At 69.9% G+C, this 14,202-nt stretch carries 17 protein-coding genes; 9 read left to right on the top strand and 8 right to left on the bottom strand.

What is annotated here, in order from left to right; all coding sequences use genetic code 11:
• Nucleotides 1-191: 191 nt before the first annotated feature.
• From AAHM41_RS23195 to AAHM41_RS23185, 3 genes are read right to left on the bottom strand one after another with little or no spacing between them, the layout of a single operon-like run.
• Complete coding sequence (locus AAHM41_RS23195; RefSeq protein WP_342238959.1) at nucleotides 192-794, bottom strand: ATP-dependent Clp protease proteolytic subunit; 603 nt, start codon at nucleotides 792-794, stop codon at nucleotides 192-194.
• The gene (locus AAHM41_RS23190) at nucleotides 782-1,258 is read right to left on the bottom strand and encodes an SRPBCC family protein (protein ID WP_342238958.1); all 477 of its coding nucleotides are present in this window, start codon (nucleotides 1,256-1,258) and stop codon (nucleotides 782-784) included. The genes AAHM41_RS23195 and AAHM41_RS23190 overlap by 13 nt, the downstream gene beginning before the upstream one ends.
• Nucleotides 1,248-1,565 (bottom strand): ArsR/SmtB family transcription factor, encoded by a 318-nt coding sequence (locus tag AAHM41_RS23185; protein WP_342238957.1) that lies wholly within the window; start codon nucleotides 1,563-1,565, stop codon nucleotides 1,248-1,250. Before AAHM41_RS23185 ends, AAHM41_RS23190 begins: the two co-directional genes overlap by 11 nt.
• Before the next feature lie 446 nt (nucleotides 1,566-2,011).
• On the opposite strand from AAHM41_RS23185, the gene AAHM41_RS23180 reads away from it, so the two are divergent.
• The 4 genes from AAHM41_RS23180 to AAHM41_RS23165 all read left to right on the top strand — a co-directional run bounded on the left by AAHM41_RS23180 (nucleotide 2,012) and on the right by AAHM41_RS23165 (nucleotide 6,217).
• Nucleotides 2,012-3,187, top strand: coding sequence for a LeuA family protein (locus AAHM41_RS23180; RefSeq protein WP_342238956.1), 1,176 nt, complete (start codon nucleotides 2,012-2,014; stop codon nucleotides 3,185-3,187).
• A 50-nt stretch (nucleotides 3,188-3,237) separates the two neighbouring features.
• Nucleotides 3,238-4,977, top strand: a complete 1,740-nt coding sequence (locus AAHM41_RS23175; protein WP_342238955.1) for a thiamine pyrophosphate-dependent enzyme — start codon at nucleotides 3,238-3,240, stop codon at nucleotides 4,975-4,977.
• Nucleotides 4,977-5,468, top strand: a complete 492-nt coding sequence (locus AAHM41_RS23170; RefSeq protein WP_342238954.1) for an MEKHLA domain-containing protein — start codon at nucleotides 4,977-4,979, stop codon at nucleotides 5,466-5,468. Before AAHM41_RS23175 ends, AAHM41_RS23170 begins: the two co-directional genes overlap by 1 nt.
• 80 nt (nucleotides 5,469-5,548) lie before the next feature.
• Nucleotides 5,549-6,217 (top strand): hypothetical protein, encoded by a 669-nt coding sequence (locus AAHM41_RS23165; protein ID WP_342238953.1) that lies wholly within the window; start codon nucleotides 5,549-5,551, stop codon nucleotides 6,215-6,217.
• A gap of 232 nt (nucleotides 6,218-6,449) precedes the next feature.
• On the opposite strand, the gene AAHM41_RS23160 is transcribed toward AAHM41_RS23165, so the two are convergent.
• From AAHM41_RS23160 to AAHM41_RS23150, 3 genes are all read right to left on the bottom strand, one after another.
• A complete protein-coding gene (locus tag AAHM41_RS23160; protein WP_342238952.1) occupies nucleotides 6,450-7,361 on the bottom strand; it encodes a dihydrodipicolinate synthase family protein in 912 nt (303 codons plus the stop codon).
• A gap of 24 nt (nucleotides 7,362-7,385) precedes the next feature.
• Nucleotides 7,386-9,086, bottom strand: coding sequence for an IlvD/Edd family dehydratase (locus AAHM41_RS23155; RefSeq protein WP_342238951.1), 1,701 nt, complete (start codon nucleotides 9,084-9,086; stop codon nucleotides 7,386-7,388).
• Between the two features lie 78 nt (nucleotides 9,087-9,164).
• A complete protein-coding gene (locus AAHM41_RS23150; RefSeq protein WP_342238950.1) occupies nucleotides 9,165-10,130 on the bottom strand; it encodes a helix-turn-helix transcriptional regulator in 966 nt (321 codons plus the stop codon).
• 91 nt (nucleotides 10,131-10,221) lie between these two features.
• Here AAHM41_RS23150 and AAHM41_RS23145 point away from each other — a divergent pair, with 91 nt between their 5' ends.
• The 4 genes from AAHM41_RS23145 (at nucleotide 10,222) to AAHM41_RS23130 (ending at nucleotide 12,074) form a co-directional block, all read left to right on the top strand.
• Nucleotides 10,222-10,755, top strand: coding sequence for a DUF1579 domain-containing protein (locus tag AAHM41_RS23145; RefSeq protein WP_342238949.1), 534 nt, complete (start codon nucleotides 10,222-10,224; stop codon nucleotides 10,753-10,755).
• An 84-nt stretch (nucleotides 10,756-10,839) separates the two neighbouring features.
• Complete coding sequence (locus AAHM41_RS23140; protein ID WP_342238948.1) at nucleotides 10,840-11,046, top strand: hypothetical protein; 207 nt, start codon at nucleotides 10,840-10,842, stop codon at nucleotides 11,044-11,046.
• Between the two features lie 18 nt (nucleotides 11,047-11,064).
• Entirely contained in the window at nucleotides 11,065-11,559 is a 495-nt protein-coding gene (locus AAHM41_RS23135) for a GNAT family N-acetyltransferase (RefSeq protein WP_342238947.1), read from the top strand.
• Nucleotides 11,556-12,074, top strand: coding sequence for a GNAT family N-acetyltransferase (locus AAHM41_RS23130; protein ID WP_342238946.1), 519 nt, complete (start codon nucleotides 11,556-11,558; stop codon nucleotides 12,072-12,074). The genes AAHM41_RS23135 and AAHM41_RS23130 overlap by 4 nt, the downstream gene beginning before the upstream one ends.
• Here AAHM41_RS23130 and AAHM41_RS23125 read toward each other — a convergent pair.
• Together AAHM41_RS23125 and AAHM41_RS23120 are read right to left on the bottom strand one after the other, a co-directional pair.
• Entirely contained in the window at nucleotides 12,065-12,766 is a 702-nt protein-coding gene (locus AAHM41_RS23125) for a glutathione S-transferase family protein (RefSeq protein WP_342238945.1), read from the bottom strand. The two genes, AAHM41_RS23130 and AAHM41_RS23125, sit on opposite strands and share 10 nt — an antisense overlap.
• 3 nt (nucleotides 12,767-12,769) lie before the next feature.
• On the bottom strand, nucleotides 12,770-13,474 hold the full coding sequence (locus tag AAHM41_RS23120; protein ID WP_342238944.1) for a glutathione S-transferase N-terminal domain-containing protein: 705 nt from the start codon (nucleotides 13,472-13,474) through the stop codon (nucleotides 12,770-12,772).
• 72 nt (nucleotides 13,475-13,546) lie between these two features.
• Between AAHM41_RS23120 and AAHM41_RS23115 the strand changes: the two genes are divergently transcribed.
• Complete coding sequence (locus tag AAHM41_RS23115; RefSeq protein ID WP_342238943.1) at nucleotides 13,547-14,152, top strand: TetR/AcrR family transcriptional regulator; 606 nt, start codon at nucleotides 13,547-13,549, stop codon at nucleotides 14,150-14,152.
• Nucleotides 14,153-14,202: the final 50 nt, after the last annotated feature.

The raw sequence follows: 14,202 nt of genomic DNA, 5'->3' as shown, positions 1-14,202 counted from the left end.
GTTTTCGCCGTCAAGACCGGCCTGGATTCCTGGCGATCCGGCTCCGGCCGCGGGACCTGTTCTCTGCCCATTCGCGCGCGGACCCCTCCCCCTGCCCCCTCCCGCAAGGGGAAGGGGGACTAAAAGGGACGGGCTTCAGTCATTCTGAAAAGTCTCGCTTGCGGGAGAGGCAAAGCAAAAAACGCCATGGCTCAAGCGGCCTCCTCCCGATGCGCAAAAATGTGGTCGACGATGCCCCAGTCCTTCGCCTCCGCGGCGGTCATGAAGCGGTCGCGGTCGAGGGTGCGCTCGACCTCGTCATAGCTCCGGCCGCAATGCCGGGCATAGATCCCGTTCAGCTGCCGCTTCATCTTCACGATGTCCTCGGCATGGCGCTCGATGTCCGAGGCCTGGCCCTGGAATCCGCCGGACGGCTGGTGCAGCACGATTCTGGCATTGGGCAGGGCGATGCGCCGGCCCGGCGCCCCGGCCATCAGCAGGAACGCCCCCATCGACCCCGCCGTCCCCATGCACACGGTCGACACCGGGCTCTTGATGTATTGCATCGTGTCGTAGATCGCGAGGCCGCTGCTCACCACCCCGCCGGGCGAGTTGATGTACATCGCGATCTCTTTTCGCGGATCCTCCGATTCCAGGAACAGCAGCTGGGCGCAGATCAGCGCCGAGACGCCGTCGTCGATCGGGCCGTTCAGGAACACGATCCGATCGCGCAGCAGGCGGGAGAAGATGTCGAAGGCGCGGTCGCCGCGGCCCGACTGCTCCACCACCATTGGCACCAGGCTCAGGCCGCCCATCGCAGCCTCCCGCCGATCGCCGAGGCCTTGGCCAGTGGCCGTGCCGCGAGGCGGCGTCCCCGCCGCGGCGCCGGCGTGCCGGTCCAGGGCAGCGCTTCCGCCCGGAAGCCGCTGTGCACGATGCGCAGCCGGGTGCCGCCCGCCGCGGTGCCGTCAAGGGTGAAGGTCACCACCGTGTCCAGCGTCCGGCCGCCGGCATCCGCGTCCCGGCCGCGCCAGCTGTAGCGCAGCAGCCGCGGCGGCTCTGCCGCCAGCACCTCGCAGTCGATCGGCGCGCCCGGTCCGTCCCGCAGGGTGAAGCGCTTCCCCGTCTCCGGTCGCCCCACCTCGGTCCGGATATCGTTCGGCAGCAGCCAGGCGCCGAGCAGCTCCGGTTCGGTCAGCGCCCGCCACACCTTCTCCGGCGGCTGGTCCAGATCGCAGTCTACGACGACGGCATCGTCGGTCTTCGGGTCACGCATCATCCATGTCCTCGAGCAGGGTCTTGAGGCGCGCCACCTTCTCCGGCCAGAAGGTGCGGTAGCGGTCGATCCAGCCCGCCAGCGGCGCCAGGCCCTCCGGCGCGGCGCGGTAGTAGACGAAGCGGCCGTCGCGCCGCTCCGCCACCAGCCCGGCCCGGCGCAGCGCGGCGAGATGCTGCGAGATCGCCGGCTGCGACACGGCGAAGCCGGCCTTCAGTTCGGTCACGCTCAGCTCGCCATCGGCCAGGCGCTCGAACACGGCGCGGCGGGTCGGGTCGGCCAGGGCCTGGAAGATCTCGGGCGCGGTCATGCTGACATATAAGCTTATACTTATTCGATTCGCAACGCCGCTCCTCGCCGCTGGAGCCGGCCACGCCTAAATCAACACTTGCTGCATTTTGAGCAGATGCCGCAACAATAGGCAGGAAAATCTCACGACAGAAATCCTAATATCGCGATAAAATTAATGCATTATCTCGCTCCTCTTATATCATTAGAATAAAATTGATTGCACTTTTTGAGAACCGGAATCTTTTGACTCTGAAAACTTCGTCGTTTTAAATAACGTAAGACAAAACGGTTCGCGCATTCTCTACTATATTCGCAACACGCGAATACGGCTCAGAACACTGTACCCAAAATCATGACCACCGCACCGATCCGGCTCCATGGCGGATCGGGTGAAGCAATTCACGCTCTGAAATCGGAACCCGGCGCCCTTCGGAAGAAGAGGGCGCCCTGAATGGAGGTTCGATCATGTCGACTGTTGCAACGCAGAGGCCGCTGACGATCTTCGACACCAGCCTGCGCGACGGCGAGCAGGCGCCCGGCAATGCCATGTCGCTGCAGCAGAAGCTGCGCATCGCCCGCGAGCTCGAGGCGCTCGGCGTGAACACGATCGAGGCCGGGTTCCCGGCGGCGTCCGACAACGACCTCGCCGCCGTGCGCGCCATCGCCGAGGCGGTGCGCGACAGCCGGATCTGCGCCTTCGCCCGGGCCAACCCCACCGACATCGAGGCCGCGGCCAAGGCCGTGGAGAAGGCCCACGCGGCACAGATCGAGATCCTCGGCGTCGCCTCCGAGATCCATCTGCGCCACAAGCGCCAGATCTCGCACCAGCAGGCGCTCGACGAGATCGGGAGCGCCGTCCGGCTCGCCCGGCGGATCGGCTTCGACGACATCTGCGTCGCCCCCGAGGACGCCACCCGGGCGGACCCGGGCTTCCTCGGCGCGATGTGCGATGCCGCCGCCCGGGCCGGCGCGACGATGATCCTGATCCCGGACACCGTCGGCTGCCTCCTGCCCGGCCGGGTGCCGGGCTTGATCGGGACCGTGCGGGCGCATGTGCCGCCGGAGGTCAAGGTCGCCATGCACGCCCATGACGACCTCGGCCTGGCCGTCGCCAACACCCTCGCCGCCGTCGAGGCGGGCATCGACGAGATCCAGGTGACGCTGTGCGGCGTCGGCGAGCGCGCCGGGAACTGCGCCCTGGAGGAGGTGGTCGCCGCCCTGACCGCCCATCCGACGCATTTCAACCGGTCGACGACGATCGATGTCGGCCGGGTCTATGCCGCCTGCCGGCTGCTGATCGAGAGCCTCGACCTGCCGATGGCGCGCGGCAAGGCCATCATCGGCGAGAACGCCTTCGCCACCGCTGCGGGCATCCATCAGGCCGCCATCATCCGCAACCCCCAGACCTACGAGTTCCTGGAGCCGGAGATGTTCGGCGCCGAGCGCCGGATGGTGATCAGCCGCCACTCCGGCCGGCATGCGCTGAAGGCGAAGATCGAGGCCTTCGGCCTGTCGCCGACGCCCGGCCTGGTCGAGTTCCTCTATCGCGAGCTGACGGCGTCGGAAGAACCCGTCTGCAGCGACAGCAAGCTGCGCTCCCTGGTGCTGCAGAACACGGCGGAATCGGCGCTGCCGGCCTGAGCAAAGCCCTGGTTCGTCACATCACACTTCCGTGAATACGAGGTGTTCGCATGGATATTCATGTTGCGGAAACCGTGACCGGCTACGACGCCCTGGTGGCGGCGCTGGAATCCTGGGGCATCGAGGTCTGTGCCGGCGTCACCGGCGGCGGCACCATCCGCTTCCTGGAGAAGCTTCCCCCGCTTCACGCGGGAGAGGATGCGGCCGGCCGCAGCGAGCCTGATGGGATGAATTTCCTGTCGCTCGGCGAATACGCCTCCGGTTTCGTGCCGCTCGGCGTCTATCTGGCGTCCGGCCGCATCGGCGCCTGCATCGCGACCACCGGCGCGGCGACCAAGCTGCTGGGCTGCGGCCTCAGCGACGCCAAGCTGCACGACATCCCGGCGGTCTACATCATCCCGGCCTCGCCGGCAGAGACCGAAGGGCTGTCCCCGCTGCAGGACACCAGCCGCCACGGCAGCAACATGCTGGCGCAGCTGCGCGCCGAGCTGCCGGACGGCGTCTTCGTGCTGGACGACGCCGCGACCATGGACCGGCAGCTGCGGCAGGCCCATGCCCAGCTGCAGCGCTGCAAACCGGTCGTCCTGGTCCTGGACCATGGCGCGCTCAAGACCGAAATGGCCCCGCATCGCCCGCCGCCGCAGCCGGATCCGGCGTTCGCCTCGGCCGAAGCGGATGCGTTCGCCGATGCGTTCTGCCGGAGCATCCGCGGCCGGCGCGTCGTCATCCTCGCCGGCGAGGAGCTGGCCCGGATCCCCGACGCGCCGCGTCTGACCTCCCGCCTGTGCGAGGTTCTCGGGAGCCCCATCGTCTGGAGCATCAACGGCGCCAACGGGGTCGAGCGCGGCAATCCCCGCGGCCACGGCTATATCTCCTTCGGCGGGAACGACGCGGCCATCCGGCTCTGGCAAGGCATCGGGGCCGACGACGTCCTGCTGGTGCTCGGCGCCTGCCCGGACGAGTACACGGTCAACCTGGCCCCCTATGCGGCCGGCGACACCTTCATCCTGACCGGCCTCGCGGACGGCTACGGCCAGGTCGACGGCGGGTTCGGGCATCGCGCCGCCGGCGCCTGCCGCCAGCTCGTCGCGTCCCTGGACATGGCGCTCCGGTCCCTGCTCGGCCGGCTCGAACGGCACCCGCCGGAGACCCGCCGGACCGGACCGGCGCCGGACGACCTCAACACGCGGCGGCCCGGGGTGCCGCGGCCCGGCCATGTCGACATGGCCGCGCTGTTCCGGGCGCTGGATGCGCGCTGGCGGCCGAACACCATCGGCTTCGACGATGTCTGCCTGGCCTACAAGGACCGGCAATACGTCATCCAGCGCCCCCACCCCCATGCACGCTTCTTCTCGCTGTATCGCGGCTCGGCCATGGGCAATGTGCTCGGCCTGGCCATCGGCGCCAGGCTGGCCGCGCCGGACAGCGATGTCGTCGGCTTCACCGGCGACGGCTGCTTCCGCCTGTTCGCCGGATATCTGGCGGAGGCCCGCGACCTGGGGATCCTGCTGTTCCTGCTCGACAATGCGAGCTACGGCATCATCGAGCAGGGCGTGCACACGATCATCCCGGACGCGCCGGCCTCGCGCCGCCACAACCGCCTGGCCCGGATGGACTTCGCCGCCATGGCCGGCGCCTGCGGCTGGCGCTCGGCCGCGCTCCGCCCCGACCTCGCCAACCTGGACGAGATCCTCGACGCCCACCGCGCCGGCCCGGCTTCGACCCTGGTCACGGTGCCGGTCGATGCCGGGCACATCCTCGGCATCAACCCCCGGGCGGGCAACCTGTGATGGCGCAACCTCTCTCCGCCCCGCGCCTTCGTCCGGCGGACCTGGCGCTCGATCCCGATTTCCTCCGCCTCCTGGCCGGCAGCCACGCCCGGCTGATCGGTGTGCCGCTGCTGCCGGAGGAAGGCGACGCCGCCGAGCAGGCGCGCTGGCTGTACGAGGCGGCGCCGTTCTGCGTGCTGGCGCACAACACCGATGCCGATCCGCGCTTCGTCTACGCCAACCGGGCGGCCCAGGCCTGCTTCGAATACGGCTGGGACGAGTTCATCACGCTGCCGTCCCGCCTCTCCGCCGAGGCGCCAGACCGGGCGGAGCGGCAGCGCCTGCTGGACGTCGTCACCCGCGACGGCTTCATCGGCGACTACCGCGGCATCCGCATCGCCAAGTCGGGCCGCCGCTTCTGGATCGAGAGCGCCGTCGTCTGGCAGCTGATCGACGAGGCCGGCACGCTGCACGGCCAGGCCGCCGCCTTCGGGGACTGGCGGGCGGTGTAGACCCTCGACCTCATGATGCGCCCGACTGTGAACACAATATTCATTGCTTAACCGCTCGCGTTATGTTCATGATACGTTCCATGGACATGGCGCAGACTGAAGAGATCAAACCGACCGATCCCGACATGCATTGGACGGGATGGGCGCTGGATGCGCTGCGCGAGCTGGTCCAGTCCGACCTGCGCACCAAGCGGATGATCGAGCGGCAGCATGACAGGACGTCCGCGGGGCCGGACGCACCGGATTTCGGGCTGACGCAGTCGCGGCTGTCCCGGTCGGTGCGGCTGTCGCTGGCGATGACCGAGCGGATCCGGACCGACTATCTGATGCGCAAGGCGGAGCGCAAGCAGTCGGGCGAGGACCAGCGCCGGAGGCAGCGTCGGGAGCAGGCCGCCGAGGCGGTGGTCCAGGCGGTGACGCAGCCCGACGAGGCCGACGACGTCGAACATGTGCGGAAGCTTGTGCGGGAGACGCTGGTCGAGGACGAGATCCTGGACGTGCAGATCGACACGCTGTCGCCGGAGGAGTTCCTGCAGGCGGTGTGCCGCAAGATCGGCCGCCCGCCGCACCCGATCCGGCAGCCGGGGGACGCCGACGAGGTCGTCGAGGCGACGGCCGATGACGTCCTGCCGGCGGAGGCCGCCGAGAGCATGGCTGATTGTGAGCCCGCAGGGGATTGGTCCGTCGAACCGGATGAGTCCGACGCCGGCCGGCCTTTGCCCAAGCCATTGGAATCAGACAGCAGCTGAGCTGCCGCCTGTCGTTGAGCGCTCTCTTGCGATAGCTCGGATTGTTTTTGCCTCTCCCGTTTACGGGAGAGGCCGGAGGCGCTTGCGCGTCCGGGTGAGGGGCGTTTGTCGAGGCCTGGGCCCGCCGTCACCCGGTCTCGCTGCGCGAGCCCGACCTCTCCCGCCAGGCGGGAGAGGCAACGCAAAGGTCCTGCCGCTGCAGCAATCAAGAGACCGCAAGCCCTCTCCGCCCTCAGCGTCCGAACAGCCGGGGATACTCGGTCTGGGCCAGCGCCTCGCGTAGGGTGCGGCGCTCGGCGTCGTGTAGAGCCCGCAGCGGCGGGTGCGGCCGGCGCCAGACACTGTCGCCATGGATCTCGGCCACCGTGTCCTTGACCGCCGCCACCAGAGTGACGGTGCTGAGCGCCGCCCGCACCGCCGTGGCGGCGGCCACCGCGGTCTCCGCCTCCGGCGTGCCGGCCTGGTGGAAGGCGATCCGCGCCAGGGGACCGGTGACGTTGGTGGTGGCCGAGATGCAGCCGGCGAAACCCCGTTCCTTGGCCAGGCCCAGCGTCGCCTCGGAGCTCGGAAACACAGCGATGCCCGGCACCCGCTTGGCCAGATCGGTCGAATAGGCGATGTCGCCGGAGGAATCCTTCAGCCCGGCCAGGGTGCCCGGATGCCGCTCGGCCAGCCGCGCCACCACCTCGATCGGCCAAGGCACGCCGGTGTTCTGCGGGATATGGTAGAGATAGAGGCCCAGCCCATCCGCCCCCACCCGCTCGATCACCGTGTCGACGTAAGCCGCCAGGCTCTCGTCGTCGATGCCCTTGTAGTAGAAGGGCGGCAGCAGCAGCGCCCCGGCGAAGCCCAGCGCCTTGGCCTCCGCGGTCAGCCGCACCGCATCCGCCAGCGCCGAGGCGCCGGTGCCGACCATGAAGCGGTGCATCGGCAGGCCGGCCTCGGCCACCGCCCGCATCGCCGCCAGCCGCTGCTCGACCGAGAAGGACGTCGCCTCGCCGGTGGTGCCGAGCAGGTTGATCGCGTCGCAGCCGCCGTCGCCGAGCAGCCAGCGGCAATGCATGACCAGCCGCTCGTGGTCGATGGAAAGGTCGTCGCGCAGCGGCGTGGCGGCGGCGGCGATGACGCCGGTCAGTCTCGGCATGGCAGGCACCTTCAGTCGATCGGTTCAGCCGGCCTTCCGGCCGGGCACCAGGAAGTCGAAGTCGCAGCCCTCATCGGCCTGCAGCACGCTGTCGTGGAACAGCCGGGCATAGCCGCGGTCGGGCTTCGGCGGCGGCGCCGCGGCCGTGCGGCGGGCCAGCTCGGCCTCGTCGACCAGCAGGTCCAGCCGCCGTCCGGCGGTGTCGAGCCGGATGCGGTCGCCGGTGCGGACCAGCGCCAGCGGCCCGCCATCCGCCGATTCCGGCGTGATGTGCAGCACGATGGTGCCGAAGGCGGTGCCGCTCATCCGCGCATCGGACAGGCGGACCATGTCCTTCACCCCCTGCTGCGCCAGCTTGCGCGGGATCGGCAGGTAGCCGGCCTCCGGCATGCCCGGCGCGCCCTTCGGCCCGGCGCTGCGCAGCACCAGCACGTCGTCGGCCGCGACGTCGAGCGCCGGATCGTCGATCCGCGCCGCCATGTCCTCGATCGAATCGAACACCACCGCCCGGCCGGTGTGCTGCAGCAGCGCCGGCGTCGCCGCCGACTGCTTGATCACGGCGCCGCGCGGGCACAAATTGCCCTGCAGCACCGCCATCGCTCCTTGAGCCTTCAGCGGGTTCGACCGCGGCCGGATCACCTCGGTATCGCGCCATTCGCCCGGCTGCGGCAGCGTGTCGGCCAGGGTGCCGCCGGCCACGGTCGGCACGGCCAGGTCCAGGAGGTCGCGCAGCTCCGCCAGCAGATGCGGCACGCCGCCGGCATGGTGGAAATGCTCCATGTAATGCGCGCCGGAGGGCTTGAGGTCGATCAGCACCGGCGTCTCGCGCCCGATCCGGTCGAACTCGGCATAGTCCAGGGGCTGCCCGACGCGGCCGGCGATGGCGGCCAGATGCACGAGGCCATTGGTCGACCCGCCGACCGCCTGCAGCGCCACCATGGCGTTGCGGAAGGCGCCGGGCACCAGGATCTCGGACGGGCGCGGGCCGCCCGATACCGCCATCCGCGCCGCCGCCTGGCCGCTGGCCTCGGCGCAGCGGATGCGGTCGGCATGGGTCGCCGGGATGGCGGCGGCGCCGGGCAGCGACAGGCCCAGCGTCTCGGCCAGGATCGCCATGGTGCTGGCGGTGCCCATCACCATGCAGGTGCCGACCGAAGGCGCCAGCCGTCCGTTCACCGCCTCGATCTCCTCATCGTCGATCTCGCCGGCCCGCCAGCGGCCCCACAGCCGCCGGCAGTCGGTGCAGGCGCCCAGCACCTCGCCCTTGTGGTGGCCGACCACCATCGGCCCGGTCGGCAGCACGATCGCAGGCCTGTCGGCGCTGGCCGCCGCCATGATCTGGGCCGGCACGGTCTTGTCGCAGCCGCCGATCAGCACCACCGCGTCCATCGGCTGGGCGCGGATCATCTCCTCGGTGTCCATCGCCATCAGGTTGCGCAGGAACATGCTGGTCGGGTGGGCGAAGGATTCGTGGATCGAGATGGTCGGGAACGCCATCGGCATGCCGCCCGCCAGCATCACCCCGCGCTTCACCGCCTCGATCAGCGCCGGCACGTTGCCGTGGCACGGGTTGAAGTCGCTGCCGGTGTCGACGATGCCGATGATCGGCCGGTCCAGCGCGTCGTCGGAATAGCCCATGGCCTTGATGAAGGCCTTGCGCAGGAACAGCGAGAATCCGGCGTCGCCGTAGCTGGTCAGCCCCTGCCGCAGGCCGCGCTTGTCCATCGTCGTCTCTCTTGCTGGCGGGCCGGGCCGTCCGGGCGGCGCGGCATTGGCCGGACGGTAGGCCGCCGGCCGGGATTGTCAATGCCCCTTGTCATACAACTGCATCACCCGGCGGGCGCCGTCGGCCAAGGCCTGCCGCAGTTCCGGCGGATCCAGCACCTCGATGGTGTCGGTGAAGCCGAGCAGCAGCCGCGCGGCGTGGCCGACGCCCTCGATCGGCACCGTCGCCCGCCGCCAGCCTTCGGCATCCGGCTCCGCCTGCTGCACCGCCTCCACCGCATCGGCACCGAGCCGGTCGAGCAGCGGCAGCGCCTCCGGCGACACGCGCAGCACCGCCTCGGCCCGGCGCAGCTCGCGGGCGAAGCGCTGCAGCGACTCCTGCCACTGCGCCGCCAGGTCGAAGCCGGCGGGGTAGTCGAAGCCGTCCGACAGCACGTCGAGATCCAGCACCTTGGCCACCTTGTAGGTGCGGATGTCGTCGCCGATCCGCGCCATCAGGTACCAGGTGCCGGCCTTGAGCACGAGACCGAGCGGATCCACCGTCCGCCGCACCGTGGCCGACCAGCTCTCGTAGCGGATCACCAGCCGCCGCTGGCCCCACACTGCCCGCGCGATCGCCGGCAGGTGCGGCGGCGGCTCGGCCCGGCGATACCAGTCGACCGGGTCGAGATGGAACCGGTCGCCGACCCGGGCCGCGCCCTCCCCTGCCGCCTGAGGCACCGCCGCCAGCAGCTTCAGCCGTGCCGCCGCCAGCGGCTCCGCCAGGCCGAGATCCGCCGCCGGCCCGGGCAGCCCGGCCAGCAGCAGGGTCTCGGCCTCGCTTGCGGTCATCCCGGTCAGCCGGGTGCGGTAGCCGTCGAGCAGCGCGAAGCCGCCGCCCGGCCCGCGATCGGCATAGACCGGCACGCCGGCGGCCGAGAGTTCGTCGATGTCGCGGTAGACCGTGCGCACCGACACCTCGAACTCCGCCGCCAGCGCCTGGGCGGTCAGGCGGCCGCGGGACTGCAGCAGCAGCAGGATCGACAGCAGGCGGTTGGCGCGCATGGAGCGAGCATAGCCGAAAAAATCCTGACACTGGATGTCAGTTGGATGCCGGCATCATCCGTCGCATCGCCATTCCACTCTGGAGAGACCGATGCCCGCCCTGTTCGCCAAGCCCGCCCCCGGCACCGACCCCAGCGTCCCCGATATGCCGAACGACGGCCGCGACGATTTCGGCCCGCTGTTCGGCCGCTGGTCGGTATCGCATCGCCGCCTGCGCAAGCGCCTGGCCGGCGACACCCATTGGGACGAGTTCGCCGGCCATTCCGAGATGCGCCCGCTGATCGGCGGCCTGGGCACGATCGACGACAACATCCTCGAATTGCCGGCCGGCACCTACCGCGCCGCCACGCTGCGCCTGTTCGACGCGGCGACCAGGCTGTGGTCGATCTGGTGGTTCGACGGCCGCACCCTGCACATGGACGAGGCGCCGCTGCGCGGCCGCTTCGAGAACGGCGTCGGCACCTTCTTCGCCGACGATGTCTGGGAGGGCACGCCGATCCGGGTGCGCTTCATCTGGTCGGAGATCACCGGGCATTCGGCGCGCTGGGAGCAGGCCTTCTCCACCGATGGCGGCGCGAGCTGGGAGACCAACTGGATCATGCGCTTCGAGCGGACCGGCGACTGACCGGCACCGAATCTCCTGGGCAGCGGTCTCATGATGGTCCAGAACCGACGTCGGAGATATCCGGCGGCACGGGGAAGGACCGGGATGGACGAGACCAAGATCGATCGCGAAGCCATGGGGCGCCTGGCCAAGGCGGTGGCCTTCATCTGCGGGCCGGAGCACGCGACGGCACTGGCCCTGAAGGCCGCGGCGGAGAGCGGGACCGAGCGCGACATCAAGGCGGCCCGAGCGCTGTTCCTGAAGCTGAAGCCGGGCGACCGCAAGGCCGCCCTGACCATGCTGGACACCTGAGTCGGGAAGGGCGACGGCATGATCAGGGACCAGCAGCCGGAAGACGATGCGGCGGTGCGCCAACTGGTCGAGGACGCGTTCCGCGGCCGGCCCTACAGCGACGGCACCGAAGCGCCCATCGTCGAGGCGCTGCGGGCCGCCGGGGCGCTGACCGTCGCGCTGGTGGCGGAGGAGGACGGCGAGATCCTCGGCCAAGTCGCCTTCTCGCCGGTCGCCATCAATGGCACAGCCCGGGACTGGTACGGGCTCGGTCCCGTGGCGGTCCGCCCCGATCGGCAGGGCCAGGGCATCGGCCAGGCCCTGATCCGTGCCGGCCTCGACCGCATCCGCGCCCTCGGCGCCCAAGGCTGCGTCCTGGCCGGCGCGGCCGGCTACTATCGCCGCTTCGGCTTCGCCGCCGATCCGCGGCTGCGGTCGCCGGGCATCCCGCCCGAACACTTCCTGGTGCTGCCCTTCGGCGCGCAGGTGCCGAGCGGGACGGTCGAGTTCCACGAGGCGTTCGAGGCGGCATGACCATCCTCTACACGCCCCGCCTGCGCCTGGAGCCTTATGCGGAACGGCACTTCGCCGGCCTGCTGGTGCTGAACTCCGATCCGATGGTGATGCGCTATGTCGACGGCACGACCGACACCGCCGAGGATGTCCGCGCCGGCATCGCCCGGGTGCAGGAACGCTGGGCGACCCAGGGCTTCTCCTGGTGGGCCTTCCTGTTCGCCGGATCGGACGAGGTGATCGGCGCCGGCTGCATCCAGCACATCGAAAACGACCCGGCCCAGCCGCTGGAGATCGGCTGGCGGCTGCGGCCGGACTATTGGGGCCAGGGGCTGGCGACCGAGGCCGCGCGCGCGATGGCCGATTTCACCTTCACCACGCTCGGGGCGCCCTGCCTCTATGGCGTGGCCGATCCCCGCAACGCCGCCTCGATCCGGGTGATGCAGCGGTTGGGCATGCACAACATCGGCCTGGAACGGCACTACGGCGCCGAATGCGCAGTCTGGCGGCTGGACGCGCCCGGCCGTCAGCCCTGAACGCAGGGCGCCGACCGGGAGATGCCGCCGAAGGCGTCGAGCAGCCGGTCGCGCCAGGCGAAGACCGGGTCGTCGCTCTCCAGCAGCTCGACCGGGCTGATGCAGCGGGCCCACATCAGCATGCCGAAGACACAGTAATCGACATAGGCCGGCGCCGGCCCGGCGATGAAGGGGGCGTTGGCCAGGGTCCGCCGCAGCGGGGCCAGGGCCTGGCGGAAGGCGGCCAGATGCGCCGGCCGGTCGGCCACGGCCTCCTCCAGCGTCCGTCCGAACCGCGTCTCGCGGCTGGCGCGGAAATAGGCGCGGTCGGCGTCATGCACCCGGTCATGGATGTCGAGCAGGATGATGCGCGCGATCGCGGGGGACAGGGTCATGTCGGCCCAGTCGTTGACGAAGCGCGCCGGCGCGATGCCGCCGGGACCGCCGAACAGCGACGGCCGGTCGGGGAAGCGCTCCTCCAGATGCAGCGCGATGCGCCAGGAGTCGGAGACGGTCTCGCCGTCATGCACCAGCACCGGCACCAGCCCCTGGCCGGAGAAGGCGATCGCCTCCTTCTCGGAGAAGCGCCAGGGAATGTACTCGGCCTCCAGCCCCTTATGGGCCAGTGCCATGCGCGTCTTCCAGCAATGCGGGCTGAAGCGCAGCGCGACGTCCGCTGCGGCCAGCTCGTACAGGGTCAAGGCCTCGCCCATGGTTCAGGCCCGGCCCTGGATGGTGGCAGCCGACTGGCCAAACAGATGGCGCTTCGACTCCTCGGTCACCGTCGGCACGGTGTTGATCTGGGCGGCGATCTCATAGGCGCGGACCACCGAGGGCCGGCTCGCCATGGCGGCGAACCAGCGGGCGACGTTCGGGAAGTCCTCGAGCCGCTGCTGCTGCCGCTGATACGGTACGATCCAGGGATAGATGGCGATGTCGGCGATCGAGAACTCGCCGGCCACATGGTCCCGGCCGGCGAGCTGGCGGTCGAGCACACCGTACAGCCGCCCGGTCTCCTTGACGTAGCGCTCTGTCGCATAGGGGATGCGCTCCGGCGCATAGACCGAGAAGTGGTGGTTCTGCCCGGCCATCGGCCCCAGGCCGCCCATCTGCCAGTACAGCCACTGCAGCACCCCGAAGCGCTCGCGCGGCGCCCGCGGCAGCAGCTTGCCGGTTTTGTCGGCGAGGTATTCGAGGATGGCGCCGGATTCGAAGATCGAGATCGGCGCGGCGCCCTCCGCCGGGTCGTGGTCGACGATGGCGGGGATGCGGTTGTTCGGGGCGATCGCCAGGAAGTCCGGCTTGAACTGGTCGCCCTGGGAGATGTTCACCGGGAGAATGCGGTAGGGCAGCCCCAGTTCCTCCAGCGCGATCGTGATCTTGTGGCCGTTCGGCGTGGTCCAGTAGTGCAGGTCGATCATCGTCCGTTCCTTGGGTCTGGCCGTCGCGCGGTCGATCGGCTATACTTGACATCAATGTCAAATTTGACATCCATGTCAAGAACGATCGGGGCGACCATGGCCGGCGTGCGGCAATTCGACGAAGGCGAGATGCTGGCGGAGGCGCTGGGCGTGTTCTGGCGCAAGGGCCTGCGCGCCACCACCATGCAGGACATCGCCCAGGCCACGGGGGTGCTGCGCGGCTCGCTCTACAACGCCTATGGCGGCAAGGAGGAGATCTTCCTCCTTGCCTTCGACTCCTATGTCGGGCGGTTCCTGGACGGCGCCCGGCAGGCCCTGGACGCGACGCCGGACCCGGAACAGGGGCTGGTGGCCCTGTTCGATGCCGCCATCGCCAGCATGACCAGCGGTTCGCCGGCGCGCGGCTGCCTGAGCACCAAAACGGCGACCGAGCCGGCGGCGCTGGACGACCCACGGCTGCAGGCGCGGCTGCGCGGCATGCTGGACGAGCTGCACGGCATCGTCCTGGCCGCGCTGTCGACCGATGCGGCCCGCGCCCGGCTGGCGGTGACGCCGGACGAGGCGGCGGACCTGGTCGTCACCTTCACCCGCGGCCTGGCGGTGATGGAGCGGGTCTACCAGGACCCAGCCCGGCTCGACCGGATCGCGACGGCGCTGGTGCGGACGCTGTTCCGGTAGCGCCTCGACTTATTTCTGAAATAGAAATTATCTGGCTTGTCTGCTTCGAT

The organism is Inquilinus sp. OTU3971 (assembly GCF_038440215.1).
The sequence above is the reverse complement of the archived record's forward strand: the minus strand, read 5'-3'. Positions and strand labels throughout refer to the sequence as shown.